Source organism: Emcibacter nanhaiensis, from assembly GCF_006385175.1.
Classification (GTDB): domain Bacteria; phylum Pseudomonadota; class Alphaproteobacteria; order Sphingomonadales; family Emcibacteraceae; genus Emcibacter; species Emcibacter nanhaiensis.
In genome coordinates this window covers 78731-104690 of the sequence record NZ_VFIY01000010.1, presented here as the reverse complement: position 1 = coordinate 104690, position 25960 = coordinate 78731, and the positions used below count along the sequence as shown (strand labels likewise).

20 protein-coding genes and 1 pseudogene are annotated in these 25960 nt (G+C 56.9%); 11 read left to right on the top strand and 10 right to left on the bottom strand.

Annotated elements, in window-relative coordinates:
- Window positions 1-102 precede the first annotated feature (102 nt).
- The 3 genes from FIV46_RS09965 to FIV46_RS09955 all read left to right on the top strand — a co-directional run bounded on the left by FIV46_RS09965 (window position 103) and on the right by FIV46_RS09955 (window position 5034).
- Window positions 103-1209 carry an efflux RND transporter periplasmic adaptor subunit gene (locus FIV46_RS09965; RefSeq protein WP_139940778.1) on the top strand — a complete coding sequence of 369 codons (1107 nt, stop codon included), beginning with the start codon at window positions 103-105 and terminating at the stop codon, window positions 1207-1209.
- A gap of 1 nt (window position 1210) precedes the next feature.
- Window positions 1211-4351: an efflux RND transporter permease subunit gene (locus FIV46_RS09960; RefSeq protein WP_139940777.1), complete on the top strand. Its 3141-nt coding sequence runs from the start codon at window positions 1211-1213 to the stop codon at window positions 4349-4351.
- A gap of 143 nt (window positions 4352-4494) precedes the next feature.
- Window positions 4495-5034: a response regulator gene (locus tag FIV46_RS09955; protein WP_139940776.1), complete on the top strand. Its 540-nt coding sequence runs from the start codon at window positions 4495-4497 to the stop codon at window positions 5032-5034.
- 13 nt (window positions 5035-5047) lie between these two features.
- On the opposite strand, the gene dnaJ is transcribed toward FIV46_RS09955, so the two are convergent.
- Both dnaJ and dnaK read right to left on the bottom strand, forming a co-directional pair.
- Entirely contained in the window at window positions 5048-6181 is a 1134-nt protein-coding gene (gene dnaJ, locus FIV46_RS09950) for a molecular chaperone DnaJ (protein WP_139940775.1), read from the bottom strand.
- A 121-nt stretch (window positions 6182-6302) separates the two neighbouring features.
- Window positions 6303-8207 carry a molecular chaperone DnaK gene (gene dnaK, locus FIV46_RS09945; RefSeq protein WP_139940774.1) on the bottom strand — a complete coding sequence of 635 codons (1905 nt, stop codon included), beginning with the start codon at window positions 8205-8207 and terminating at the stop codon, window positions 6303-6305.
- A gap of 303 nt (window positions 8208-8510) precedes the next feature.
- Here dnaK and FIV46_RS09940 point away from each other — a divergent pair, with 303 nt between their 5' ends.
- Window positions 8511-8948, top strand: a complete 438-nt coding sequence (locus FIV46_RS09940; protein ID WP_219846064.1) for a copper chaperone PCu(A)C — start codon at window positions 8511-8513, stop codon at window positions 8946-8948.
- Here FIV46_RS09940 and FIV46_RS09935 read toward each other — a convergent pair.
- The 4 genes from FIV46_RS09935 to hrcA form a co-directional block, all read right to left on the bottom strand.
- Window positions 8942-10510 carry a sensor histidine kinase gene (locus FIV46_RS09935; protein ID WP_139940772.1) on the bottom strand — a complete coding sequence of 523 codons (1569 nt, stop codon included), beginning with the start codon at window positions 10508-10510 and terminating at the stop codon, window positions 8942-8944. The two genes, FIV46_RS09940 and FIV46_RS09935, sit on opposite strands and share 7 nt — an antisense overlap.
- A gap of 25 nt (window positions 10511-10535) precedes the next feature.
- Window positions 10536-11396, bottom strand: a complete 861-nt coding sequence (locus tag FIV46_RS09930) for a phosphate/phosphite/phosphonate ABC transporter substrate-binding protein (RefSeq protein WP_139940771.1) — start codon at window positions 11394-11396, stop codon at window positions 10536-10538.
- Between the two features lie 155 nt (window positions 11397-11551).
- Window positions 11552-12151, bottom strand: coding sequence for a nucleotide exchange factor GrpE (grpE, locus tag FIV46_RS09925; protein ID WP_139940770.1), 600 nt, complete (start codon window positions 12149-12151; stop codon window positions 11552-11554).
- An 18-nt stretch (window positions 12152-12169) separates the two neighbouring features.
- On the bottom strand, window positions 12170-13210 hold the full coding sequence (gene hrcA / locus FIV46_RS09920) for a heat-inducible transcriptional repressor HrcA (RefSeq protein WP_139940769.1): 1041 nt from the start codon (window positions 13208-13210) through the stop codon (window positions 12170-12172).
- A gap of 138 nt (window positions 13211-13348) precedes the next feature.
- On the opposite strand from hrcA, the gene rph reads away from it, so the two are divergent.
- From rph to hemW, 3 genes are read left to right on the top strand one after another with little or no spacing between them, the layout of a single operon-like run.
- On the top strand, window positions 13349-14065 hold the full coding sequence (gene rph, locus FIV46_RS09915) for a ribonuclease PH (protein WP_139940768.1): 717 nt from the start codon (window positions 13349-13351) through the stop codon (window positions 14063-14065).
- A gap of 3 nt (window positions 14066-14068) precedes the next feature.
- On the top strand, window positions 14069-14710 hold the full coding sequence (gene rdgB / locus FIV46_RS09910) for an RdgB/HAM1 family non-canonical purine NTP pyrophosphatase (protein ID WP_139940767.1): 642 nt from the start codon (window positions 14069-14071) through the stop codon (window positions 14708-14710).
- Complete coding sequence (gene hemW / locus FIV46_RS18285; RefSeq protein WP_139940766.1) at window positions 14694-15863, top strand: radical SAM family heme chaperone HemW; 1170 nt, start codon at window positions 14694-14696, stop codon at window positions 15861-15863. The genes rdgB and hemW overlap by 17 nt, the downstream gene beginning before the upstream one ends.
- A gap of 703 nt (window positions 15864-16566) precedes the next feature.
- On the opposite strand, the pseudogene FIV46_RS18280 reads toward hemW, so the two are convergent.
- Window positions 16567-17208: pseudogene (locus FIV46_RS18280) on the bottom strand (penicillin-binding protein activator); the annotation flags it as partial.
- Between the two features lie 103 nt (window positions 17209-17311).
- On the opposite strand from FIV46_RS18280, the gene rsmI reads away from it, so the two are divergent.
- Genes rsmI through gshB form a run of 4 tightly spaced genes read left to right on the top strand, consistent with a single transcriptional unit; the run spans window position 17312 to window position 20421 of the window.
- A complete protein-coding gene (gene rsmI / locus FIV46_RS09895) occupies window positions 17312-18166 on the top strand; it encodes a 16S rRNA (cytidine(1402)-2'-O)-methyltransferase (RefSeq protein WP_139940764.1) in 855 nt (284 codons plus the stop codon).
- Entirely contained in the window at window positions 18132-18545 is a 414-nt protein-coding gene (locus tag FIV46_RS09890; protein WP_246056918.1) for a YraN family protein, read from the top strand. Before rsmI ends, FIV46_RS09890 begins: the two co-directional genes overlap by 35 nt.
- Before the next feature lie 10 nt (window positions 18546-18555).
- Window positions 18556-19458: a SirB1 family protein gene (locus tag FIV46_RS09885; RefSeq protein ID WP_139940763.1), complete on the top strand. Its 903-nt coding sequence runs from the start codon at window positions 18556-18558 to the stop codon at window positions 19456-19458.
- A gap of 6 nt (window positions 19459-19464) precedes the next feature.
- Window positions 19465-20421, top strand: coding sequence for a glutathione synthase (gene gshB, locus FIV46_RS09880; RefSeq protein WP_139940762.1), 957 nt, complete (start codon window positions 19465-19467; stop codon window positions 20419-20421).
- 72 nt (window positions 20422-20493) lie between these two features.
- On the opposite strand, the gene FIV46_RS09875 is transcribed toward gshB, so the two are convergent.
- From FIV46_RS09875 to FIV46_RS09865, 3 genes are read right to left on the bottom strand one after another with little or no spacing between them, the layout of a single operon-like run.
- Window positions 20494-21927 (bottom strand): HlyD family type I secretion periplasmic adaptor subunit, encoded by a 1434-nt coding sequence (locus FIV46_RS09875; RefSeq protein ID WP_139940761.1) that lies wholly within the window; start codon window positions 21925-21927, stop codon window positions 20494-20496.
- Between the two features lie 22 nt (window positions 21928-21949).
- Complete coding sequence (locus FIV46_RS09870; RefSeq protein ID WP_139940760.1) at window positions 21950-24217, bottom strand: peptidase domain-containing ABC transporter; 2268 nt, start codon at window positions 24215-24217, stop codon at window positions 21950-21952.
- A complete protein-coding gene (locus tag FIV46_RS09865) occupies window positions 24214-25881 on the bottom strand; it encodes a peptidase domain-containing ABC transporter (protein WP_181163175.1) in 1668 nt (555 codons plus the stop codon). The genes FIV46_RS09870 and FIV46_RS09865 overlap by 4 nt, the downstream gene beginning before the upstream one ends.
- Window positions 25882-25960: the final 79 nt, after the last annotated feature.

Sequence of the window (25960 nt, the reverse complement as noted above, 5' to 3'; positions counted from 1 at the left end):
AAATTTCTGCATTGCCGTCATAATTCCGGCTATTGTAATCTGCTGATAATATTGGCCTTTTAACGCTATGCCCGTCCGGAATATCGAATAGAGGAACTTTTCATGTCCCTGTGCCGCCGTCTTTTTATTTCAGTTTTTACGGTCTTCCTCCTGCTGACTGCCCTGGCAGCTCAGGCGCAGATGCCGGGTGGGACCATGAAGCCGACCGTGGTTGCGGTCCGCGTTGTGGAAGAGGAAGTGGGACGGCAACTGCAGCGGGTCGGCCGCGTCCAGGCGGTGGAGAAAATCGAACTGAAAACCCGCGTGGAGGGGTTCCTGGAAAAGCGGCTGTTCGAAGAAGGCGGCCGGGTTAAAAAGGGCGAACTGCTGTATCTGATCGAACGGGCGCCTTACCGGATCATGGTCGACAAGCGACGGGCAGAACTGACCGGCGCCGAAGCTTCCTATATCAATGCGTCCGCGGCGCTGAAGCGAACCCGGGAACTGCGGAAAAAGGGCGTGGCCTCGCAGGCGAGCCTCGACAATGCCATCAACGAGGAAGTCAACGCCAAGGTGGCCCTGATGCAGGCTCGGGCCAATATGGAAGAGGCCGAGCTCGACCTCAGCTACACCGAGATCCGCAGCCCCATTGACGGGCAGATCAGCATGTCCAACTTCAGCGTCGGCAACCTGGTCAAACCGGACTCCGGCACGCTGGCCACCGTGACCAGTGTCGATCCGATTTATGTGACATTGTCGGTGTCAGAAAGGAACCTCCTCGAAGTCCGGCGAGAAGGACTGCACGACGAGAAAAAGCCGTTTTTTGCCCGGCTGCAATTGTCGGACGGTTCCATCTATGATCATGCCGGGGAATTCGATTTTCTGGGAACGGAAGTCAGCCAGACCACCGACACCATCACCGTGCGGGCGACATTTCCAAATCCGGACGGGCTGCTGTTGCCGGGCCAGTTTGTTCATGTTCTGGTCGAGGAGCGGGAAAAGCAAAAACGCCTGCTGATTCCCCAGGCGACGGTCCAGCAGGACCGGCAGGGCTATTTCGTCCTTGTGATTACCGACGACAATCAGGTCCAGCAGCGCCGGATCCAGATCGCCGGGGCCCAAGGCACCAACTATATCGTTTCCAGCGGCCTGGCCCGCGAAGAGCGCATTATTCTTGAGGGGCTGCAGAAGGTCCGCTCCGGCATGGAAGTCAACGTGGTGGAGCAATAGGATGTTTTCCGTCTTTTTTGTCAGGCGCCCCAAATTTGCGCTGGTGATTTCCATATTCATGGTGCTGGCCGGCCTGCTGGCGCTCAGCGGTCTGCCGGTGGCGCAGTTTCCGGAGATCACGCCGCCCTCGGTTGTTGTCAGCGCCAGCTATCCCGGCGCCAGCGCCGAGGTGGTGGAGCAGACCGTGGCCTCGGTGATGGAGGCCGAGGTCAATGGCGTGGAAGGCATGACCTATATGGAATCCCGCAGCACCAATGACGGCAGCTATTCCCTGACCATTCATTTCAAGGTCGGCACCGATCCGGATATTGCCGCGGTCAATGTACAAAACCGGGTGGCCATTGCAGAAAACAAACTGCCACTGGATGTGACCCGGATGGGGATTGTCACCCGGTCCCAGTCCAGCAACATGCTGATGATCGTCAATGTGGTGTCACCGGAACAGAGCCACAGCGAGCTTTACCTGAGCAACTATGCCTCGATATATTTGCAGGATGTTCTGGGGCGGATCGACGGGGTAGGGTCTGTCTCGCAGCTGGGCGCCAAGAATTACGGTATGCGAGTGTGGGTCAATCCCGACAAGCTGACCTCGCTCGGCCTGACCAGCCAGGATGTGGCGGATGCCATCGCGGCCCAGAATATTCAGGCTTCGGTGGGCAAGATCGGCGCCCCGCCCAATGATCGGGAAGTGCAGTTCCAGTATCCGCTGAGCGCAAAAGGGCGTCTTGTCACCGTCGACGAGTTCGAAAATATCGTGGTCCTGGCCCGGGAAGACGGTTCCCTGGTGCGGCTCGCGGATGTGGCGCGGGTGGAACTGGGCTCAAGTTCCTATTCCGGCAGTGCCAAAATGAACGGGATTCCGTCGGCGGCGATGGCCATTTACCAGTCGCCGGGGGCCAACGCCCTGGCGGTTGCCGATGCGGTGAAAGCCGAACTGGACAAACTGTCCGCGAAATTTCCGGCGGATATGGAATATAACATCCTCTACGACACCACAAGCTATGTGGAAGCCTCCTTGGCGGAAGTGGTGCAGACCCTGTTTATCACCTTCCTTCTGGTGGTCGGGGTGACATGGTTGTTCCTTGGCGACTGGCGGGCTGCCGTTATTCCCGCCTGCGCCATTCCGGTGTCCCTGATCGGCTCTTTTGTCGTCGTTGCGGCGCTGGGCTTTACGGTCAATACCATCACCCTGTTTGCCCTGATCCTGGCCATCGGCATTGTGGTGGATGATTCCATCGTTGTGGTGGAAAATGTGATGCGCAACATGTCGGAAACCGGGCTCGAGGCCGCGACGGCGACCGAAAAATCCATGGGCGAGGTGTTCGGCCCGGTTATCGCCACGACCCTGGTGCTTTTTGCGGTTTTCATTCCCGTTGCCTTCATGCCGGGGATCACCGGGGAGCTCTACAAGCAGTTTGCCGTGACCATCTGCGTCGCTGTGGGGTTCTCCTCCATCAACGCGCTGACCCTGTCGCCGGCGCTCTGTGCCCTGCTTTTGGGCAGGGGCATCAAATCACCGACCGGAATCTTCCATTATTTTGAACGGCTGGTGGAGGTGTTGCGAAATTTCTATGTCAAATATGTGAGGCTTTCGGCCGGCCGGACGATGTTGATGCTGATCGGCCTGTTGATCATCAGCGGCTTTACGCTGTTGCTTTTCCGAACAGTTCCCTCGGGGTTCCTGCCCATGGAGGACAGCGGCCATTTGCTGGTCAACATCCAGTTGCCGGACGGGGCTTCGCTGAACCGCACAGACGAGGTGGTGGAACAGGCCCGGAAGATGATTGCCGACGTTCCCGGCGTGACCAACATTATTTCGGTTTCCGGCTTCAGTTTGCTGGCCGGGGAATCCGCCAATGGCGGCGTGATGTTTGTGATCCTGGAACCCTGGGAAGACCGGACTTCGCTGGAAAAGCAATGGTTTTCGATCCTTGGCCAGATCAATGCCAGGGTGTCGACCATTGCGGCGGCGGATATTTTTGCCTTTCCCGTTCCACCCATTTCCGGGCTCGGTATTTCCGGCGGGGTAGAGGCGCAGGTCCAGGATTTCGAGGGACGCACCTCCCAGGAGCTGGCCGCAGCGATCCGCAGCCTGATCTTCTCTGCCAACCAAAGCGGATCCTTCGCCCAGGTCCGGAGCACCTTCAGCGCCAACCTGCCCCAATATGAACTCAATATTGACCGGGAGAAAGTCCGCACCCTCGGCCTGGACCTGTCCAATGTCTTCAGGGTGTTGCAACAGAACCTGAGCGGCTACTACATCAATGACTTTAATCTGTTCGGCAAGGTCTATCGGGTCACCTTGCAGGCAGAATCCGAATATCGTGACGAAATCCAGGATATCGGCCGCCTGTTTGTCAAGAACAGCAGCGGCGACATGGTACCGCTCAGCGCCATCATGGAGGCGGTGCCGGTCCTCGGCCCGCAAAGCGTGAGCCGCTATAATATCTATAAATCGGCGATGGTGACGGCGACACCCATGCAGGGGGTGAGCACCGGGGAGGCCATGGCCTCCCTGGAAAAGCTGGCACAGGAGGCCTTGCCGGCAGGCTATGGGATTGAATGGACCGGTACGGCCCACGAACAACTGGAGGCGGAAAAGCTGGTGCTGATGATTTTTGTGCTGGCCTTCACTTTCGCCTATCTTTTCCTGGTGGCCCAGTATGAAAGCTGGACCATCCCCATGGCGGTTATTCTGTCAGTGGTGGTGGCACTGCTCGGCGCGGTCCTGCCGCTGTGGCTGCATCCCAGGCTGGACAACAATCTTTACGCCCAGATCGGCATGGTGATGCTGATCGGACTGGCCAGTAAAAGCGCGATCCTGATCGTGGAGTTTGCCAAGAAACGACGGGAAGAAGGATTGTCGATAGAGGAGGCCGCGGTCGAGGCGGCCCGTCTCAGGTTCCGCGCCGTGTTGATGACGGCCCTGTCTTTCATCCTCGGCGTTATGCCCCTGATTTTCGCCAGCGGCGCTGGCGCTGCCAGTCGCCAGGTGATCGGCTATGTCGTCTTTTTCGGTATGATTTTTGCCACCACGATCGGAATTTTCTTCATTCCGTCGCTTTATGTGGCGGTGGAAAGAATGCGCACCAGGTTCAAAAAACAACACCAGGAAATGGCAAAAAAATCCGAGTCGGAATAATTTTCCTTTATTTTCTAACGTTTTAATATTAAAGAATGACGAAGTCTGAAGGACGCAATATTGTCAGGCAAATATTGTTCACATATTTCTAAAGTAACGCTAGAATAAGGGCCTATACACAGTCAGGCAGAAATGAAGTCCAAATGAATTTTTCCAATATTTCCATTCTCGTGGTGGATGATAATGAAAATATGGTGACCCTTCTGCAGGCCATGCTGACGGCGTTTGGAAACGAGCAGTTAAAGGTTGCCTACAGCGCCCAGGACGCGCTGAAAATCATGAAAAACTGGACCCCTGACCTGATCATCACCGACTGGCGCATGAAACCCATGGGCGGGTATGAATTTGTGAAGCTGATGCGCTCGGAGAACAATTTCCCGGAGTGTTTTACACCGATTATCGTGGTCAGCGCCTACAGTGAGATCACCCGGGTGAAGGAAGCCCAGGCGGTGGGAGTCAATCAGTTTCTGGTCAAGCCCGTCTCGCCGGAATCCCTCTACAAACGCATCATGTGGACCATCCAGCATCCGTTCCAGTACCGTCTGGTCGATGGCCGTTACGTGCCGGTGTTTGACAGTTCCGCCCAGAACAAGACCCTATCAGGACGCAAGGTCAAAGACGAAGACAGCTTTGTCTGGGATATTGATGACGAGGTGGAAGGTGACGGGATCATCTATAACTGATCCGGCCATTGCCTTATTCGGTCAGGTCGTTCCACAGGTCCTTGACCTTGTTGAAAAAGCCTGAGGATTCAGGGCTGACTTCATCTCCGCATTCATCGGCAAAGGCGCGCAGCAGCTGTTTCTGCTTTTTCGTCAGGTTGACAGGTGTTTCCACCCGGGCCTGAATGACCATGTCGCCGACCTGGCTGGATTGCAGCACAGGCATGCCCTTGCCGCGCAGGCGGTACTGTTTGCCGGTCTGGGTGCCGGCGCTGATTTTCAATGTGGCTTTTTCACCGCCAACGGTGGGAACGTCAATTTCCCCGCCCAGGGTTGCCGTCGTCATGGCGATCGGGATCTCGCAGAAAATAGTGGATCCCTCCCGCTGGAAAATCGGGTGATATTCAATATTGATAAAGATATAGAGGTCACCGGGCGGGGCGCCGCGCCGGCCTCGTTCGCCTTCACCGGCAAGACGAATACGGGTCCCGTCTTCTACCCCGGAAGGAATCTTGACTGACAGGGTTTTTGTTTCCTCGACCTGACCAGCCCCGTGGCATTTGTCACAGGGATCGGTGATGACCTGGCCTTTGCCGTTGCAGGTGGGACAGGTGCGTTCCACCATGAAGAAACCCTGCTGGGTCCTGACCTTGCCGATCCCGTTACAGGTGGCGCAGACTTCCGGGCTGGAGCCTTCCTTGGCGCCGGTTTCCCCGCAGGCGTCACAGGGGACAGCGCGCGGGATGGTGATCTTTTCTTCCTTGCCGCTGAAGGCATCTTCCAGGGTCACCGTCAGATTATATCTCAGGTCGGCGCCGCGCTGGTTGGCGCGGGAGCGCCGTCCACGGCCACCGGCCATGCCGAACAGGTCTTCAAAAATATCGGAAAAAGCGGAGTCAAAACCGCCGAATCCCTGACCGCCGCCACCGGGGCCGCCGCCGTTCTCAAAGGCCGCATGGCCGAACTGATCATAGGCAGCACGTTTCTGGTCGTCTTTCAGGATATCGTAGGCTTCGTTGACTTCCTTGAATTTGGCTTCCGCGTCCGTATTGCCTGGATTACGGTCGGGATGAAACTGCATGGCTTTTTTGCGGTAGGCCTTTTTCAGATCGGCGGAACTGGCCGATCTTTCCACTTCAAGGATTTCATAAAAACATGCTTTTGCCATTGCTACCCCGGTCTTCTACCTTTGCTGAGCGATGGCGCCGCCCTGATAGGGATTTTGATCCTTCAGGACGGCGCTTTTTCGGTTTGCTCAGTATTCTAGCGATCCACACATGACGTGTTGATTATTTGTTGTCGTTGTTTTCGTCAACTTCTTCGTAATCAACGTCAACCACATCATCGTCGGCAGAAGATTCTGTGCCGCCGGCTGCTTCGCTACCTTCGGCCTGGGCCTTGTAGACGGCTTCGCCAAGCTTCATGGCAACCTGCTGCAGGTTCTGCACAGCCTGGTTGATGGCGTCCACATCCTCACCTTCAGCCGCTTCCTTGGTGGCTTTGACTGCCTCTTCGATGGCGGATTTTTCACCGGCATCGACCTTGTCGCCATGCTCAGCCAGCTGGCTTTCCACGGAGTGGGCGAGGCTTTCAGCCTGGTTGCGGGCTTCCACAAGGGCTTTACGCTTCTTGTCTTCATCCGCATGGGCTTCGGCGTCCTGAACCATCTTTTCGATGTCCTCATCGCTGAGACCGCCGGAAGCCTGGATCCGGATCTGCTGTTCCTTGCCGGTGCCCTTGTCCTTGGCGGACACATTCACGATACCGTTGGCATCGATGTCAAAGGTCACTTCCACCTGCGGTACGCCGCGCGGTGCGGCCGGAATGCCGACCAGGTCGAACTGGCCGAGCAGTTTGTTGTCGGCAGCCATTTCACGCTCACCCTGGAACACCCGGATGGTCACGGCAGTCTGGTTGTCTTCCGCAGTGGAGAAAACCTGGGACTTTTTGGTCGGGATCGTAGTGTTGCGGTCGATCAGGCGGGTAAACACACCGCCCAGCGTTTCAATACCGAGGGACAGCGGGGTTACGTCCAGCAGCAGCACGTCTTTCACGTCGCCCTGCAGAACACCGGCCTGGATCGCGGCGCCCATGGCAACCACTTCGTCCGGGTTCACACCTTTGTGCGGTTCCTTGCCGAAGAATTCCTTTACCGTCTCGATGATTTTCGGCATGCGGGTCATACCGCCCACCAGAACAACCTCGTCGATTTCCGCCGCAGTCACGCCAGCATCTTTCAGGGCTGCTTTACAGGGGGCGACAGTGCGCTGAACCAGATCAGCAACCAGTGTTTCCAGCTTGGCCCGGGTCAGCTTGAGGGTCAGGTGTTTCGGGCCTGACTGGTCGGCTGTGATAAAGGGCAGGTTGATTTCAGTCTGCTGGGAACTGGACAGTTCAATCTTGGCTTTCTCGGCAGCCTCTTTCAGGCGCTGCAGGGCCATATTGTCGTTGCGCAGGTCGATGGTGTTCTCTTTCTTGAACTCATCGGCCAGATATTCCACCAGGCGCATGTCAAAGTCTTCACCGCCGAGGAAGGTATCGCCGTTGGTGGATTTCACTTCGAATACGCCGTCGCCGATTTCCAGAATGGAAACGTCGAAGGTACCACCACCAAGGTCGTAAACTGCGATGGTCTTGCCTTCTTCCTTGTCCAGGCCATAGGCCAGGGCGGCAGCAGTCGGTTCGTTGATGATACGCAGGACTTCAAGGCCAGCGATCCTGCCGGCGTCTTTGGTGGCCTGGCGCTGGGCGTCATTGAAGTAAGCCGGCACGGTAATCACCGCCTGGTCAACAGTCTCGCCAAGATAGTTCTCGGCGGTTTCTTTCATTTTCTGAAGAATGAAAGCGGAGACCTGGCTCGGGCTGTAGTCCTTGCCCTGGGCTTCAACCCAGGCGTCGCCATTGTCGGCCTTGATAATTTTATAAGGCACCATCTCCATGTCTTTTTTGGTGGCCGGATCGTCAAACGGACGGCCAATAAGACGTTTGATGGCAAATAGTGTATTTTCGGAGTTGGTGACGGCCTGGCGTTTCGCCGGCTGGCCGACGAGGCGTTCTCCGTCATCTGTGAAAGCAACCATTGAAGGTGTCGTGCGACCACCTTCCGCATTTTCGATAACCTTAGGCTTGGCTCCATCCATGATAGCGATACAGGAGTTTGTTGTACCTAAGTCAATTCCAATTACCTTACCCATTATAATCCTCTGTCTTGCGGCTATTCCGTTCGACCATCACATGCATCGCACGGGATACCATTTTTCAGTTACTTCAAAAATTTCCGCCGCAGTCCGGCAGCGTCTGGTTTATGAGGGTTATATAGGGGTGTTTTCCAACGCTGCAAGGCGATAATTGCCAAAAATTATATTTTTTGCGCCTTGAAACGGGCATATTGCGCTATTAATGATCAGGAACCAGACCAGAACGAAAATTATCGCGTTTCATTTACAGGAAAATACCAAGTCATGCGCGCCATATTTGTAACTATTTTTGCAGCCTTCATGTCACTATCATTTGTCTCCATCGCTTCTGCCGATGAGACGCAGATCGAAGTGACCAACGCCTGGGCAAGGCCGGTGTTTATGGCCGGGCGGACCGGTGCCGCTTATTTCATGCTGAAGAACAACGGGGCGGAAGATGACAGGTTGCTCGCCGTCAAAACCACCTTGTCGGAGCGGGCTGAACTGCATGAGCATATCCACGACCAGGGGGTGATGAAAATGCGCCAGGTGGACCATGTCGACGCTCCTGCCGGGAAGATGGTGATGTTTGCCCCCGGCGGTTATCACGTCATGATTTTCGATGTTAAGGAAAAATTGTCAGAAGGAGACAGTTTCCCCCTGATCCTGACATTTGAGAAAGCCGGTGATGTGGAAGTGACTGCCCATGTCATGAAACAGGCGCCGATGCAGGGACATGATCATTCCGGTCATCACTGAGCGGCGTCGCGGGAGCCGTTGGATTTATGGCTGACGGGAAGACGGCAGTAGAACATGCTGCCTTCACCTTCCTTGCTTTCGAAGCCAATGACCCCGTCCATCAGTTCGGTCAGTTTCTTGCTGATGGCCAGGCCCAGCCCGGTGCCGCCGAATTTGCGGGTGATGGAGGCATCTTCCTGGGTGAATTCCTTGAAGATATTTTTCTTGTTCTTTTCCGAAATACCTTTGCCGGTATCCCGGACAGAGAAGCAAATGGCTTCGGTTAGCGGTTTGCCGATCTCGCAGGGATAAGCCCGGAGGATTACGGACCCCTTTTCCGTAAACTTAATGGCATTGTCCATAAAGTTGGCCAGAACCTGTTTGAGGCGGTCCGGATCGGTTTCGATTTCCCCGGGTATGTTGGGTGAAATGTCCAGGTCAATGGTCAGGCCCTTGTCCCGCGCCCGGTAGAAGTAGATGTCGACGATATCCTCGAGGAATTCTTCCACCGGTACAGAAGTATATTCAAGGTCCAGTTTATTGGCCTCGATTTTGGAGAGATCCAGAATATCGTTGATGATGGTCAGGAGCATGTCACCGGAACTTTTCGCCGTCTCGACATAGTCCCGTTGTTTGTCGGAGAGTTCTGTGGAACGGATCAGGTCGAGCATGCCGAGCAGCGAATTCATCGGTGTCCTGAGTTCGTGGGTCATCACCGCCAGGAAATTTGACTTCGCCCGGTTGGCGGCCTCGGCCCGATCACGGGCGTCCCGGAGGGCTTCGCCCCGTTCTTCCAGCTCTGCAGTCCTGGCGCGTACTTCATTATCCAGGTTGTCGCTCAGTTCCTTCAGTTCCGCATTGGAGGCATGAAGATGCTCCACCATCTGTTCGAAGGCATGCCCGAGTTCGGCAATTTCATCTTGTCCCTTGACCTTGAGGGCGACATTTTTCTCGCCTTGGGCAATGCGCTTCGCCTTGCCGGTCAGGTCGGCCAGCGGCTTTGTAATATGGTTGGCAAAAATGCTGGACAGGAACAGGGCGATGGCCGCGCAGAAACAGGCAATCGCCAGTTGTTCAAGAAGTTGTTTATCGATGGTGGCATTGGTGCGTTGCAGGGAATATTTTACAAAAATATAGCCTATCGTATCCTCTTTGGAGATTTTTACCGGACCGCCGACCCAATAATGGTCCGCAAGATTGTGGGCACTGATCTGTTTTTGATCGAACAGGGATTGAGGAAATAATGCCGAGGCATTCTCTCCCCTCAGGGCGTTTTCCGTAGTGCCGTCGGTAAGGACTTCGCGGTTGTGGTCCAGTACAAAACTTTCAACGATATTCCTGTTGGCGGAGAGGGAACGCAGGTAATCCCGGATATTCACGCTGTTCAGATAGTACACGTCATCGGCAATGATTGAGGATATGGTCTCCACCGAGGTAACACTGTCGCGAACCTGTTGGCCGATCAGTTCCTGCCGCGAGATCGCTGTTGTGAAATAGGTCGTTGCCCCCGTCACCAGAATAATGACGGAAGCTGTAAACAGGCGCAATTTGGTGCGTATACTCTTGGTCCAGAGTCGTTTCATTCTATTTTTCAGCGCAGGGACATGGTTATTTGTTCAGAGAGCTGTCTTTTAATCGGACGTAAAGTTCCCTGATATAAGTTGTTTCCGATGGCGGCATAATATCGAATTTGGTGGTTTTTTCAGCCTTTTTCAGAATCTTCCGGCCTTCTTTCGTCAGGTCGAGCGTCGTCAGGACATTTATGATTTTAGCGGTCGCGTCGTCAGACAGGTGCGGGGACACTGTTACCGCATGACGCGGCAATAACCTGGACCGGCTGATGATTTTCAGCTTGGTCATGTCTGCATTTGACAGCCTTTCCAGCTTGATGTTGGACATGGCGCCGGCATCCGCTCTCTGGTGCAGGACCCAGGTCAGGGTATTTTCGTCATGACCGGAAAAGAAAAAGTTGACCGCATCACTGCCGAAATCATCATTTTCCCCCGGACGGGCTTCCTTCAGCGGCAGGCCCTCATCCTGAAACAATATCCGGGGCATTATATGGCCGGTTGTAGACGCGGGGTCGTCGAAGGCAATCGTCTTTCCGACCAGGTCGGGAAGCGCCTCTATGGGGCTGTCCCTGAGGGTAAAGATGACACTGTGGTAATGGGCGGTGCCTTTTTTCCAGCGTCGGAGGACCGTTTTGCTGTCGGCCAGGTCGTTCACTTTTTCGACCACCAGGGGGCTGTCCATGAAAATATCCACAACACCGTCGCGAAAGGCTTTGGCAACGGCCTCAGTGTCGCGTGCGATAAAGACGCGGCTCCGGGTATAGCCGAATTCTTCAAGGCTTTCCTGCAGGTGTTCAGCAAGCTTCTTGAATTTCTTTACTTCTTCCGAAGGTTTTTCACTGATGGAGGCAATGACAAATTCTTCCTTGGCTTTCGCGGCGAACGAAAGGGAAAGCATCAAGAAAAACAAAAATACCGCGGGAAATACTCGCCTACACACGATCAAGCACCTTAACTCGCCTCAATGAAAAAAATCTTGTTTTACCAATATAGCATGGCAATAAAAAAGGCCAGTTCGTAGACTGGCCTCAATTCATGAATATTGTCTTAAGGTTAGGCGGTGGTGTCCACATGTTCGGTTTTTTCGCCGGATCCGCCTTTGGCGACACCAACCATGGCCGGGCGCAACAGGCGGTCTTTCAGGGTATATCCCACCTGCATGACCTGGACGACTGTGCCATCCGCTTCCCCGCTGTTGGGAACTTCAAACATGGCCTGGTGCAGATTGTGATCGAATTTTTCCCCTTTGGGGTCGACCATGCGAATGCCGTGCTTCTCGAAATTGTTGAGCAGTTCGCGTTCGGTCATCTCCACGCCTTCCACCAGGGCCTTGAGGGTTTCATTTCCGTCGGCATCCTCGGGCAGGCTGTCCAGCGCCCGGCGCAGGTTGTCACTGACCGGCAGCAGGTCGCGGGCAAAGGCGGTAACGGCATAGTTGCTGGCATCCTGACGTTCTTTCTCGGCGCGCCGGCGCAGGTTCTCGGTTTCGGCAACGGCTCTGAGCAGTTTGTCCTTCAGGTCGGCGATTTCCGCCATGGCCGCCGCCAGGGCGTCATCAGCGGACTGTTCTGCTGTCTGTTCAGCGGGTGCGCCTTCTGCGTCAGCGGCCTGCTCTTCAGGTTTTTCCTGGGTATGCTCTGTGTTCTCGGTCATATCTTGTTCTTCTTGTCTTTAAAGGATGTTTCCAATCACCTTGGCGGTATAGTCAACAATGGGGATGATACGGGCATAATTCAACCTTGTCGGGCCGATTACGCCGATCACTCCCAGAATGTTATTGTCCGCGTCCATATAGGGGGATGCGATAACAGAAGATCCGGAAAGGGAAAAGAGCTTATTTTCCGAACCGATAAAAATTCTTACACCTTCGGCATTTTTGGCCAGGTCCAGGAGACTGATCAGGTCATTCTTGGTTTCCAGGTCGTCAAACAGGGTCCTGATCCGTTCCAGGTCTTCCCGGGCCTCGACATTATCCAGCAGGTTTGACCGGCCACGGACGATCAGGGTGTCGGACAGGCCGCCTTCCTTTCCGGCGCGCACTGCCAGGCCCTGTTCCACAACCTGCTGGGTCAGTTTGTCCAGTTCCGCTTTCTGCTGCTGCAATTCCTGCTGGATGATTTTCTGGGCTTCGGCGAAGGTGCGGCCGACCATGCGGGCATTGAGATAATTGCCGGCTTGGGTCAGGGCGGACGGCGTCAGGCCGTGCGGCACCTCGATAATACGGTTTTCCACATCGTCGCCTTCGCTGACCAGCACCACCAGGGCCCGGCCGGGGCCGAGATGAACAAATTCGATATGTTTCAGGGGGCGTTCATATTTCGGCGCCATGACGATGCTGGCGCACTGGGACAGGCCGGACAGCAGGCTGGTGGCCTGGGGCAGGATTTCCTCCAGACGGCTGCCTTTTTCATGGCACTTGATGCGGATATTGGTGCGTTCGTCTTCCGACAGGTTACCTACCTCCAGAAGGCCGTCCACAAACATGCGCAGTCCCAGCTCGGTTGGAATGCGCCCGGCAGAGGTATGGGGCGAATAGATCAGGCCGCTGTCTTCCAGGTCGGCCATCACGTTGCGGATGGAGGCCGGTGACAGCGGGTTGGTCAGAATTTTCGACAGGGTGCGCGATCCGACCGGGTCGCCTGTCGTCAGATAGGCATCCACAATATGACGGAAGATATCCCGCGATCTGTCGTTCAGTGTTTCCAGAAGCATGATCCTGAATCTATTCTTCCTGTGGGAAATTTCAATAATTTGCGTGCGAAAAAACGGCTGAACCGACTATTGGGGTGGACGTTGGCGCGGGATAGGGATAGAACAACGGGAATTGCACAGGAATGAGGAGAGATTTTTATGCGACCTTCCGGCCGTACACCCGACCAGCTCAGAGACGTCAAACTTGAAATCGGATTTTCCAAATATGCCGAAGGCTCCTGTCTGGCCAAATTCGGTGACACCCATGTCCTGTGCACCGCCACGCTTGAAGACAAGGCGCCGCCGTTCCTGCGCGACACCGGGCAGGGATGGGTCACTGCCGAATATGGCATGCTGCCCCGTTCCACCCACAGCCGTATGGGCCGTGAAGCTGCCCGCGGCAAGCAATCTGGCCGCACCCAGGAGATCCAGCGCCTGATCGGCCGCGCCCTGCGCGCCGTCTGCGACATGGAAGCCATTGGCGAACGTCAGGTCCGGATCGACTGTGACGTGATCCAGGCTGACGGGGGCACCCGCACCGCCTCCATCACCGGCGCTTATGTGGCGCTCTATCAGTGTTTCAAACGCATGCTGGCCGACGGCCTGATCGAGAAAATGCCGATCACCACCGAAGTAGCGGCCGTGTCCTGCGGGATTTATGAAGGAACCCCGGTGCTGGATCTGGATTATGACGAGGACAGCGCCGCCGCGACGGACGCTAACTTCGTGCTGACCGGCGACGGCCGGATTGTGGAAATCCAGGGCACGGCGGAAGAAGAACCCTTCAGCGAGGAAGAACTGCTGCGCCTGATGCGGCTTGCCAAAATCGGCGTGTCCCAGCTCGTCAAAAAGCAGAAAGAGGTTCTGGAGGGCTGAGCCATGGCCAGGAAATTCCGGGAGCACAAACTCGTTGTTGCCAGCCACAATCCCGGCAAGGTGCGCGAAATCAGTGAACTGCTGCATCCTTTCGGTGTCGAAGTCTATTCCGCCGAGGAGCTAAATCTGACTGAACCGGAAGAAACAGGCGCCACCTTCCTGGAAAATGCCGAGCTCAAGGCCAGGTCAGCAGCCAGTGAGTCCGGCCTCGTCGCCCTGGCCGATGATTCCGGCCTGGTGGTGCCGCCGCTCGGTGGTATCCCGGGCATCTATTCCGCCCGTTATGCGGTCCGGCCTGACACCGGCGAGCGCGACTTTGATTATGGCATGGAAAAACTCACCCGGGAGCTGGAAGACAAACATATCGAAAAACGCAGCGCCCATTTCAGCTGTGCTTTGAGTCTTGCCTGGCCGCCGAGCGAGGAAGAACCCGAAGGACATGCCGAATCCTTTGAAGGGCGTGTTTACGGGACATTGGTCTGGCCGCCGCGCGGGGAAAACGGGTTTGGCTATGACCCCATTTTCGAGGCGGACGGCTATCACCAGACTTTCGGGGAAATGGACCCGGAAGAAAAGCATGACATCAGCCACCGGGCCGATGCCTTCCGCAAACTGATCAAGGCCTGCTTTGAACAAAACAGCTGACGCCGCACAGTCCCTTGCCGTTTATGTGCACTGGCCCTTCTGCCGGTCCAAATGCCCCTATTGTGATTTCAACAGCCATGTGCGTGAAAGTATCGACGAAGCAGCGTGGCTCGATGCCTTGTGTCGGGAGCTGGATCATTATGCGGGCTTAAGCGGTCCGCGTGGTATCGGCAGTATTTTCTTTGGTGGCGGCACCCCGTCGCTGATGTCGGCCCGGACGGTGGAAGGTCTGATTGACCGCATCGGCAGGAACTGGTCCCTGCCGGACACGGCGGAAATCACCCTTGAGGCCAATCCCACCAGTGTCGAGGCGGAAAAATTCCGCGATTTCGCCGCTGCCGGCGTCAACCGGGTGTCGCTCGGCATTCAGTCACTCCGGGATGACGACCTCAGGGCGCTGGGCCGGGAACATAGTGTCGCCGAAGCCAAGGACGCCATCGCCCTGGCCCAGAAATATTTCCGCCGCAACAGTTTCGACCTGATCTATGCCCGCATGGGCCAGACTGTGGCCGAGTGGGAGAGGGAACTGCAGGAAGCGCTGGATCTGGCGGCCAATCACCTGTCGCTCTATCAGCTGACCATGGAAAAGGGCACGCCGTTCCATGCCGCTTATCGCAAGGGGCAGCTGATCCTGCCCGATGAAGACGCCTCGGCCGAAATGTATGACCTGACGCGCGAGGTTTGTGCCGCTGCCGGCCTGCCGGCTTACGAGGTCTCGAACCATGCCGCACCGGGGGAGGAAAGCCGCCACAATATGACCTACTGGACTTACGGCGACTATATCGGAATCGGTCCCGGCGCTCACGGCCGCTTGACGGTAGAGGGGCGACTGCATGCCACCTGCCAGCGGCGCAAACCGGAGTTCTGGCTGCGGGATGTGCAGGAAACAGGCCATGCCACCGAACAGGACGAGCTGCTGGATCGCCGGACCATGGCCGAGGAAATGATTATGATGGGTCTTCGGCTGAGCCGGGGAATTGCTCTGGCAGAGTTTCAGGCGCGGATTGGAGATCCGTTGGAAGATCATCTGGATCAAAGCCGCCTGGAAGCTCTTCTTGCTCAGGGATATCTTGATAAGGACGCGGGGCATCTTCGGGTAACAGGGAAGGGAGCGCCCCTGCTGAATTACCTTCTGGGCGAGCTCCTTGCCTGACCAGGCCGTAGAAGATTTTATCCACCTCGGAATCCGTCAGCGGCACCCGTGACGGCGGGATAAAGCTGGTCGGCGCCGGGCTGATTTCCCGGAATACCCCGGTGGTGATTTCATAGACCGCCAGGCCCCGTTCGCAACTGCCGTCGGTGCGGAAGCGAAACAGGCCGTCGATGCCTATGAAGCCGGCCGGATCGGTCAGGCGCTCATCGGAGAAATCGGGAACCGGGGTCTGCCGCACCATGGTCGCGGCCAGGGCGACGGCGTCATAACCCAGGGTGGCCAGGCGCGGGGCGGTAAGCCCGTAGGTCTTTTCATAGCGCTTGAAGAACCTGTCGCTCGTGCCTTTTTCCGGGGCGGCGTACCAGCCGCCGATCAGCGGCGGTTCATGACGCAGCATGGCGTCGTCCCACAGGCCGGTGCCGAGGAATTTAACCTTGGCCGGATCAATTTCATAGTAGGGCAGCAATGGGGCCAGCGTACGCAGCAGGGCGCCGCCTTCAGGGACCAGAATCGCATCGAAATCCACTTCGCCCAGGGTTTCCAGATGTTTGATGTCTTCCATCAGGTCATGGGCGAAATCATCATCGTCACCCAGGGATTCCAGGAAATCCACTTCATTCAGATACTCCCGGCGCCGCCTATCGTAATTGGCCAGGGTCTTGACCGGATCAAACAGTTCGTTGGCCATGGGTTTGTAGGTCTGGACGGCGGTCATGTCCCGATGCAGGCGCAGCAGGGTTTTGCCGAAAATTTCCAGCACCCGTTCGCCGTAAGCGGTTTCGGGGATCAGGGCGGCGAAACTGTCGTGCCCCTGTTCCGCGGCATATGTCAGGATTCTCTTGACCTGCTCGGCCGGGCGGAAGTTGAGCAGGTAGGCGCCGTCACCGGACACGGTATGGTCGGTGGAAAAGGCGATGATCTTGATCCCGGCTTCCTGCGCCAGCGGCTTGATGGCCCGTACATTGTCAGCAAACAGGGGGCCGAGGACGATATCCGCTCGTGCCGAGAGGACCTCTCTCATGGCGGCTTCGGCACCGGGGACGGTACCCCTGGTATCGGCGGGGAGCAGGACCAGCCGTTTGTCCCCGGAATCGAACAGGGCCATGTTGGCGGCGTTGAGCAGGGCCTGGCCGATTTCAGAATCAGGACCGCTGAGCGGCAGCAAAAGAGCGATACGGATTTGTAAGCGGGGCCCTGTTTCTTCTTCCTGCGGCGCTTCTTCCTCGCTCGGCTCGGCCAATGACGGCGCCTGGTCCCGGATTATGGGTGTCGGCGCCGGTCCGCAGCCGGAGAGGCCCGCGGCGACAACGATCAGAAGAAGGAGGAAATGTCGCAAAGAACTCATGCGCTGGAGGGAGCCTTCCAATTTTTCCGTTAAAGCCAGTAAATTCTTTAATAACCTGTATGACTGGGATAGGCTAGCCATGAATTAAGACAAAAGTTTGGACATGATTGAAAAGACTGAAAAAAAAGTGGCTCCCGGGCTGTATGTCACGGCCACGCCGATCGGCAATCTGGGCGACATTACCCTGCGCGCGCTGGAGGTTCTGGGCCAAGCCGACGTGATTGCCTGCGAGGATACCCGGGTGACCGGCAAGTTGCTCGCCCGCTATGACATTAAAAAGCCGACGATCGCCTATCACGATCACAATGCGGAACGAATGCTGCCCAAACTGCTGGATCATCTGGAGCAGGGACACAAGGTGGTGCTGGTCAGCGATGCCGGCACGCCGCTGATCTCAGATCCGGGATACCGCCTTGTTCATGAGGCCCGCAAGGCCGGCCATCATGTCACCAGCCTGCCCGGGGCAAGCGCCCTGCTGGCGGCGCTGGCCAGTGCCGGGCTGCCCACGGACCGCTTCCTGTTTGCCGGCTTCCTGCCTCATAAAACCGCGGGCCGACACAAGGTTCTGGAAGAATTCCGTTCCCTCAAGGCGACCCTGGTGTTTTACGAATCTCCGCACCGGCTGCTGGACAGCCTGAAAGATATCCGCGAGGTGCTGGGTAACCGGCCGGTGGCGGTGTGCCGGGAGCTGACCAAGCTCTATGAAGAAATCCGGCAGGGGCCGGTTGATGATGTGGTAGCCCATTATGAGCAGGCCGCCCTGCCGAAGGGGGAAATTGTTGTCGTGATCGGACCGCCGGAAGAGGCCGAAGTGTCCGACAGTGACGTGGATGAAGCTTTGGTCCAGGCGCTGAAAAAGCTGTCGGTCAAGGAGGCTGTTGCGGCGGTGACCGGCGCCACCGGTCGCAAACGCAAGGAGGTTTATGCCCGGGCGCTGGAACTGGCGGGCAGGGACTGACATGGGCTCCAGGCGCAGGAAAAAAGCCTATCAAAAAGGCGTTCTTGCGGAGATTGTCGCTGCCGCCTGGCTTAACCTCAAGGGCTACCGGATCAGGGAACGCCGGTTTAAATGCTCCTACGGTGAAATTGACCTGATAGCCGAGCGGGGCAAGACCATCATTTTTGTGGAAGTGAAGGCCCGCGGAACTGCACAAGAGGCGGCTGAGGCCATCCAGAGGCCCCAGCGCCAGCGCATCTCCCGGGCGGCAAACTGGTATATTGCCCGACATCTCCCGGAAGCCGACGCTGCTCACTTTGGATACAGGTTTGACAGCATTCTGCTTGTGCCGTGGAGGTGGCCCTGTCATATTCTTGACGCCTGGCAGGAAGAAAGTTAATAGCGATAACATGACACCAAGTTCCATAACCCCGAGTATTGCAGAGCAGTATGATTATCTTAAATCTGTCGGTCGACTGACGGATGAGGAAGTTGATATTGCCAGGACGGCGCTGATGCTGGCGGCACTGGACCGCCCGGGGATTTCCTTCCAGAAATATGAGCACCATCTGAAAATCCTGGGGCTGGACCTGGCGAATGAGGGATATGAGGCGGAAACGGCCGAGGAGCGGGCCCTGGCCCTCAAGGACGTGCTGCATGACCGGCATGGCTACCAGGGAAATGAAAAAAATTATGACGACCTGCAGAATGCCAACCTGATGTCGGTGATTGACCGGCGGCTCGGTATTCCGGTCTCGCTGGGCATTCTCTACATCCATGCTGCCCGGGCCCGTGGCTGGCAGGCGGAGGGGGTGAATTTCCCGGGGCATTTTCTGGTCCGGGTTTATGGCGAGCAGGACCAGGCGATCATCGATCCTTTTCACGGTGGCCGGGTGCTGGATGCTCACCATCTGCGGGACCTGATCCGCACCATCGGCGGCGACAAGGCGGAACTGAAGCCGGAGTATTATGCCACGATCTCGGACCGGGGAATCCTGGTGAGGATGCTCAACAACATCAAGGTGCGCTGCCTGCAGGTCAGTGATTTTTCCCTGGCCGCAGATATTCTTGAGCGCATGAGCCTTATTGACCCGGATAAAATCGAACATACATATGAGCATGGCATCCTGCTGTCCCATCTCGGCGAGCATGAGAAAAGCCGGCAGAAGCTGCTGACCTGCCTGGACCGGTTAGAGGACGGGCAGGGAGACAAACGCCTGAAAAAGCATATACTGGAGACATTGAAGGATCTGTCGAAAGCCACCAACAGGAATGTGCTTTCATTGATCAGCAACGACACGGACGAGGAATAACCGGACATGAGTTTGGCAGTGGCAATCCAGATGGACCCTATCGAGTCCATCGACATCAACGGCGACAGCACTTTTGCGCTGGGCCTGGAAGCGGAAAAGCGCGGGCATCGCCTGTATCATTATCATGTGAACGACCTGTCCTACGAGAATGGCAGGATCCTGGCCCATGCCCGGCCCTTGACCCTGCGCCGGGAACTGGGCAATCACTACAGCCTGGGCACCGAACGCCGCCTCGATCTGGGGGAACAGACCGATGTGGTGCTGATGCGCCAGGACCCGCCGTTTCACATGGGCTATATTACCGCCACCCATCTGCTGGAACATGTCCATGGCACCGGAGAGGGAAAAACCCTGGTGGTCAATGATCCCTTCTCCGTGCGTAATGCGCCCGAGAAAATTTTCCTGACCAAATTCCCGGAGCTGATGCCGCCGACCCTGATTACCAACAATATCAAGGATGTGACCGAGTTCCGCAATGAATACAAGGACGTGGTGGTCAAGCCGCTCTATGGCAACGGCGGCAAGGGGGTATTCCGCATTACTCCGAAAGATGAAAATATGGCCAGCCTGATCGAGCTGTTCCAGGAATTCTATGTGGAGCCCTTCATTGTGCAGAAATACCTGTCCGACGTGCGCAAGGGCGACAAGCGGATTATCCTGGTGGACGGTGAGGCGGTCGGCGCCATCAACCGGGTGCCGGCGGAAGGCGAGGCCCGCTCCAACATGCATGTGGGTGGCGTGGCCGAAAAGACCCTCCTGACAGAGCGGGAAATGGAAATCTGTGAAGCGATCGGCCCCGTGCTCCGCGAACAGGGACAGATTTTTGTCGGCATCGATGTGATCGGCGACTATCTGACGGAAATCAACGTAACATCGCCGACCGGCATCCAGGAAATCCAGCGCTTTGACGGCACCGACATTGCCGCGCTGGTCTGGGATGCGATCGAAAAACGGGTCGGCTGATTACCGTTCGCGGCCAGATTGCCGTTCCCGGCCAGATTATCGTTCCCGGCCAGATTATCGTTCCCGGCCAGATTATCGTTCCCGGAATGAGGTGCTCAGGGCATTGTTGATCGGTTTGACCAGATACTGCAGCAGTGTCTTGTCACCGGTCTTGATGTCGGCCACCACGGTCATGCCCGGTGTAATCCGGTTGGATGCCGGGTTGGGGCCGACATAATCCTGCGGCAATTCCACTACCCCCTTGAAATAGGTTTCGCCTTTTTCATCCATGAAGGACGAGGCGGATACCTGGTTAAGGGTTCCCTTGACGCCGCCAAAACGGGCAAAGTTATAGGTGTCGATCTTGACCAGGACTTCTTCACCGGTGGAAACATGCCCAATGTCGCGCGGGGAAATTCGTACCTCCGCCACCAGTTTGCCGGTGTAGGGGACAACTTCCGCGACCACATCGCCGGGCGGGACCACGCTGCCGGCGACCCGGTATTTCAGTCCCTTGACGATCCCGTCGCTGGGCGCCGAGACATTGAGGCGCTGAACCTTGTCGTCAAGCCGCTGCAGTTCGGCAGCGACCTCGGCCAGTTCCTTGGACAGGTTGCCCATTTCATTGAGGGCGTCATTGCGCAATGACGCCTGCAGTTCGATCAGGCTGCCTTCCGCCTGTTTGATGCCGGCCTGGACGCTGGCCTTGCGGGACCGCGTTGTGTGCAGGTCTCCTTCCGCCTTGCTGTGTTCCTTCTGCACTTCCAGAAGGCGCAGGCGGGAGCCAAGCCCCTTTTCAGTGAGTTCCTTGCGCATCCTCAGTTCTTCGGAAACGATATCCAGGGTTTTCTCCAGGGTTTTTTCCTGTTCGCTCAGTACCTTGGCCTCGTTGCGCCGTTCCGCGATCTGGGCCAGGATCACATTTTCCTGGGCCTGGCGCGAATTCTGTTGCTGGGCCAGGATTTCCTGCTGGTCGCGGACAAGAGTGGGGAAGCTTTCCGTATAGGCTGAAAAATCTGCGTCCTTGTCCAGGGCAAAGGCCTTGAGGCGCTCGATCTGCATGGACAGGGCCGCTTTGCGGGCCAGCATGCGGCCGCGTTCTGAGGCTGCCTGGGAGGGCGACATTTTGATCAGCGGCTGGCCTTTTTTGACGATCTGGCCTTCCTCCACCAGGACTTCGGCCACGATGCCGCCTTCCAGGTGCTGTACCGGCTGGACCGAGGCGGCGGGGACGATTTGTCCCTGGGCGACCGTGGTTTCGTCCAGCCTGGTGACGGCAGCCCAGGCGATGCAGCCGAACACAAACAGGCTGATAATGCCGATGGTGGAAATGATCGCTTTCGGCGGACCGCTTTCCTCCAGCAGGATTGCCCGGGACAGGAAACGGGCGTAATAGCTGACAGGTTTTTCGTGTCTGGCTTGTGCGGCTTCGGTCGCCTTTGTCACCAGGTCGCCCATGATTTCCTTTGACCGGGTGACATGGGTTCCGATTTTCGACTTGTCCGTATTTTTGTTTTTATCTGTCATCTTATTGCCTTTTCTCTGGCTGCTATGCGGTCTGCGGCGCTGTTTCCGGGAAAATGGACTGCGGCGGACCGAAATTCTTTACAAGGCCGTCCTCAAGCACCAGCACCTTGTCGGCCATTTTGATATGGCTCGGTCGATGCGACACCATAATGATGGTGCAACTGCCTTTCAGGGTGGCGAGCGTTCTCATGAAGGCCTGGTCGCCTTCATAATCCAGGGTTTTGGCCGGTTCATCCAGAAGCATGATATTTGCCCGTTTCAGGAAGGCCCGGGCCAGCGACAGGCGTTGTTTGAAACTGGACGGCAGACTTTGAATGGACTGGTCACCGATCCGGGTCTCGAATCCCTGCGGCAGGGCGAGAACTTCATCCAGGACGTTGGCCATCCAGCAGGCTTCCTCCAAGTCCACCAGCGAAGCCATCGGCTGGGCCAGGCGCAGGTTCTGGGCGATGGTGCCGTGGAAGAAGTGGCTCTGCTGCGGCACATAGGCGATGGACTGGCGCAGGATCGCCGGATTGATCTGGCGGATATCCATGCCGTCCAGGATAATCTGCCCGGCCTGCGGTTTGTGCATGGCGATCAGAAGTTTCAGGATGGTCGACTTGCCGGCGGCGTTGGGTCCCATGATGGCCATCATTTCACCGGCATTGAGGCGGAACCCGGCACCCAGCAGGGCAGGTTCAGCATCCGCCTTGTAGCGGAAGCTGGTCCGGTCCATGACCAGGTTGCCGGCAAAGGTCCTCTGGGTCAGGCTGTTCGGCAGAAGGTCGTCCTCGGACGGGATTTTCATCAACTGGTTGATCTGCTTGATGCTGTTCAGGGTCTGCTCCAGCCGGCTCAGGGTCAGAAACAGGCTCTGCAGCGGGGAGAGCACCCGCCAGACCAGGGCCATGCAGGCGATCAGGGCACCAACGGTCATGTTGCCGTCAATTACTTTCAGCACGCCGAAACCGACAGTGGCGATACCGGCGCCCATCATAATGGCTTGGGCCAGGCTCTGCAGCAGCAGGGAAACCTGGGCGGAGCGGAAATGGGTATAGGCCGTTTCCGCCGACAGGTTGCGGTATCTGTCCAGCCAGGGGTTTTCGGCCGCGGTCTGCTTGATGGTCCTGAGGTTGGACAGGGCCTCCACCAGGAAACTGTGACGGCGGGCGCGGGCCCGGCTTGAAGACGCCACATTGCGTTTCATGGCGGGGATCATGATCATGGCGACAAGGCCGAAGATCCCCATCATGGCGATGGGAATATAGGCCAGGGTGCCGCCCAGGATGGCGATCAGGGCCAGGAACAGGACCACAAACGGCAGCTCAAGGATAACATTGACCAGAGTACTGGAAAACAGGCCCTTGATGGCGTCGAATTCCTTGAGGCGGGACACCTGGCTGCCGATGGGGGCAGATTCCGTCATCATCGGCGACAGGGACAGGAGTTTCTGGAACGTGGCATTGGCGACAATATTTTCCACCCGGGCGCCCAGATAGGCCGTCTGGCGTGCACGCAGGATCCGGAGGCCTATTTCACAGCAGATTGCCAGGGTGATGCCGGACAGGAGGTAAACCAGTGACATGCCGGACTGGGACGGAATCACCTGATCGTAGATGGCCATAATAAACAGCGGCACCAGCAGGGCAAACAGGTTCAGCATCAGTGTCATGGCGAACATCTGCTTGATGGTGCCCTTGAACCGCAGGAACAGGTCCTTGACCCAGTTTGCCGGTGCCAGGTCCTCGTCCAGCTTGTTGGTCTGGGTGCCGTGTTTTGTCGAAATGAAATAGGCGGTGCCGACCTGCTTCCGGCCGTCGGTGAGCTTTTCCTGCTGGTCGGCACTGTCAAAATAACGAATGCCCTCGCGGTCCCTGGACAGAATGACGATGGGCTTGTCGTTCTGGACAAACAGGCAGGGGAACAGGCGCGGATCAATGGAGGCCAGTTCAACCTGCACCGGATCGGTTCTATAGTGCAGGTTTGCCAGGGTATTGCGGAATTCGGTCAGTTCCAGTCCGTCAGCGAAATGGGGCAGGGACTCAAACAACCGACGCAATTGTCCGCGCCAGCCGAGCGCCTGCAACAGCGGCAGCAGGCAGGCGGCATAATCCGATGAGGCATGAAACGAACCGATCTGTCCTGACTGCAGCGCCTCGGCAAGCTGGTCGGCTTTGGTCACCTTCAGGCTGACGGAATCCCGGAACCGGTCATTGAGCGAGTCAATCATATCCCGGGCCGGTCCCTTGTTGGTGGGAACCTTGTCAAATTCTATGTTCGTAGGATCAATAGGAGGTGTATCGCTCATGCGCTTTCCCCTCCCTTGCCGGGTGCTTTTGTGCTTTTCGGTTTGCTGTTATTTGGACCGACAGCTGTGAGCGTGCCGTTTTTCAGGTCATACAGCTTGTCAGCCAGTTTGAGCAGGGACGGCCGGTAGCTGACCAGCACCATGGTGCAAGTGCCCTTGAGACCGCTCATCAGTCTGTACAGGTCTTCGTCGGACTTGTTGTCGAGACCGGAGTTGGCTTCGTCAAACAGGATGACATCCGGTTCGCTGGCCAGGGTGCGGGCGATGGCAATCCTCTGGGCGATCCCGGCGGGCAGTTCATTTTGCGCTCCGTCGCCGATGCGGGTTTCATAGCCGTCGGGCATTCGGGCGAGAATGCTGTCCAGATGCAGTAATTCGGCGACATTCAGGGCATCGTCAATATGCTCATCGCCGCGGAACATGGTCAGGTTGTCCAGGATCGTGCCCTGGAACATGATCGGCCGCTGAGGCAGGTAGGCAATACGCTGGCGCAGACTTTCTGTAGAGAACCGGGCGGGATCCTTGCCGTTGACCAGGATTTTTCCTTCCTGGGGCTCGAGGCCCGCCATGAGGGCCCACAGAAGGGTGGATTTACCGGAGCCGTTGCCGCCGCGAATCCCCACAACCTGACCGCTTTCCACCTTGAGATTCACCTCGCGTAGTATGGGGGGCATATCTTTGCTGTAGCTGAAGGACAGGTTCTTCAGTTCGATGGAGTTGATCCGGTCAATGTCGGAAACTTCCTGTGTTCGTTCCGGCTGCAGGCCGTCAATGGCGGCAAGCTTGTCCTGGGCGATCTGAATATGCTGGAACCGGGTCCAGATGCTCAGAGCGCGCAACAGGGGTTGAACGGTACGTCCGGCCAGCAGGGTGCTGGCGGCCAGAGCCCCCATGGTGATATCGCCGCTGATCACCAGCAGGCTGCCGATGCTGGCGACCGCGATCATGGTGATCTGCGAGAAAATATTGCCAATCCCCTGGGCGAGGCCGTTCAGGAATATCACATTGTAGCTCGCGGCAGAGCAGCTTTCGAGCAGCTTCTCGTACCTGCGGTCCATAAGATGTTCCATGGCCATGCTCTTGACCGAATGGATGCCGCCCAGCACTTCGATAATAAAGCTGTATCGGCGATCCTCCCAGATGGCGTCTTTTTCGATGGCGTCCTTGAGCCGTACACCCAGTGTAAAAGCGATGGCGCCGAGGATAATCAGCAGGCACACCGGCACGATCAGCAGGTAACCGCCGATGACCCCCAGCAGGCCCAGGAACAGAAACACAAAAGGCAGGTCCACCAGGGTCAGGCCTGCCTGGCTGGCATAAAAGTCGCGAACGGAGTCAATGGCGCCGAACCTGTCGAGATGAACGCCGGAGGAGATTTTTTCCAGATCCTGCAGCCGTGAACCGAGGATCCGTTCCAGGGCCCGGCAACCCATGTCATGTTCATATTTGGCGCCGATCCAGCCGGCCAGGTAGGCCCGGGCGGTGCGCAACAGAATATCGATGAGAAGGACGCCCAAAAGACCAAGGATCAACAGGCTGAGGGTATTCAGGGCCGCATTGGGAATAATCCGGTCGTAAACCTGCAGCAGGACCATCGGTAATGCCAGGGAGAGGGCATTCAGCACCAGAGATGCTGTCAGGATGTCTTTTCTGAGGATGGGCATGAACCCCATCGAGTCCAGTTTATTGCCGGTACTATCTGCGCTTTTTATCATAAACAATACAACTTTTATGGTTAACCGC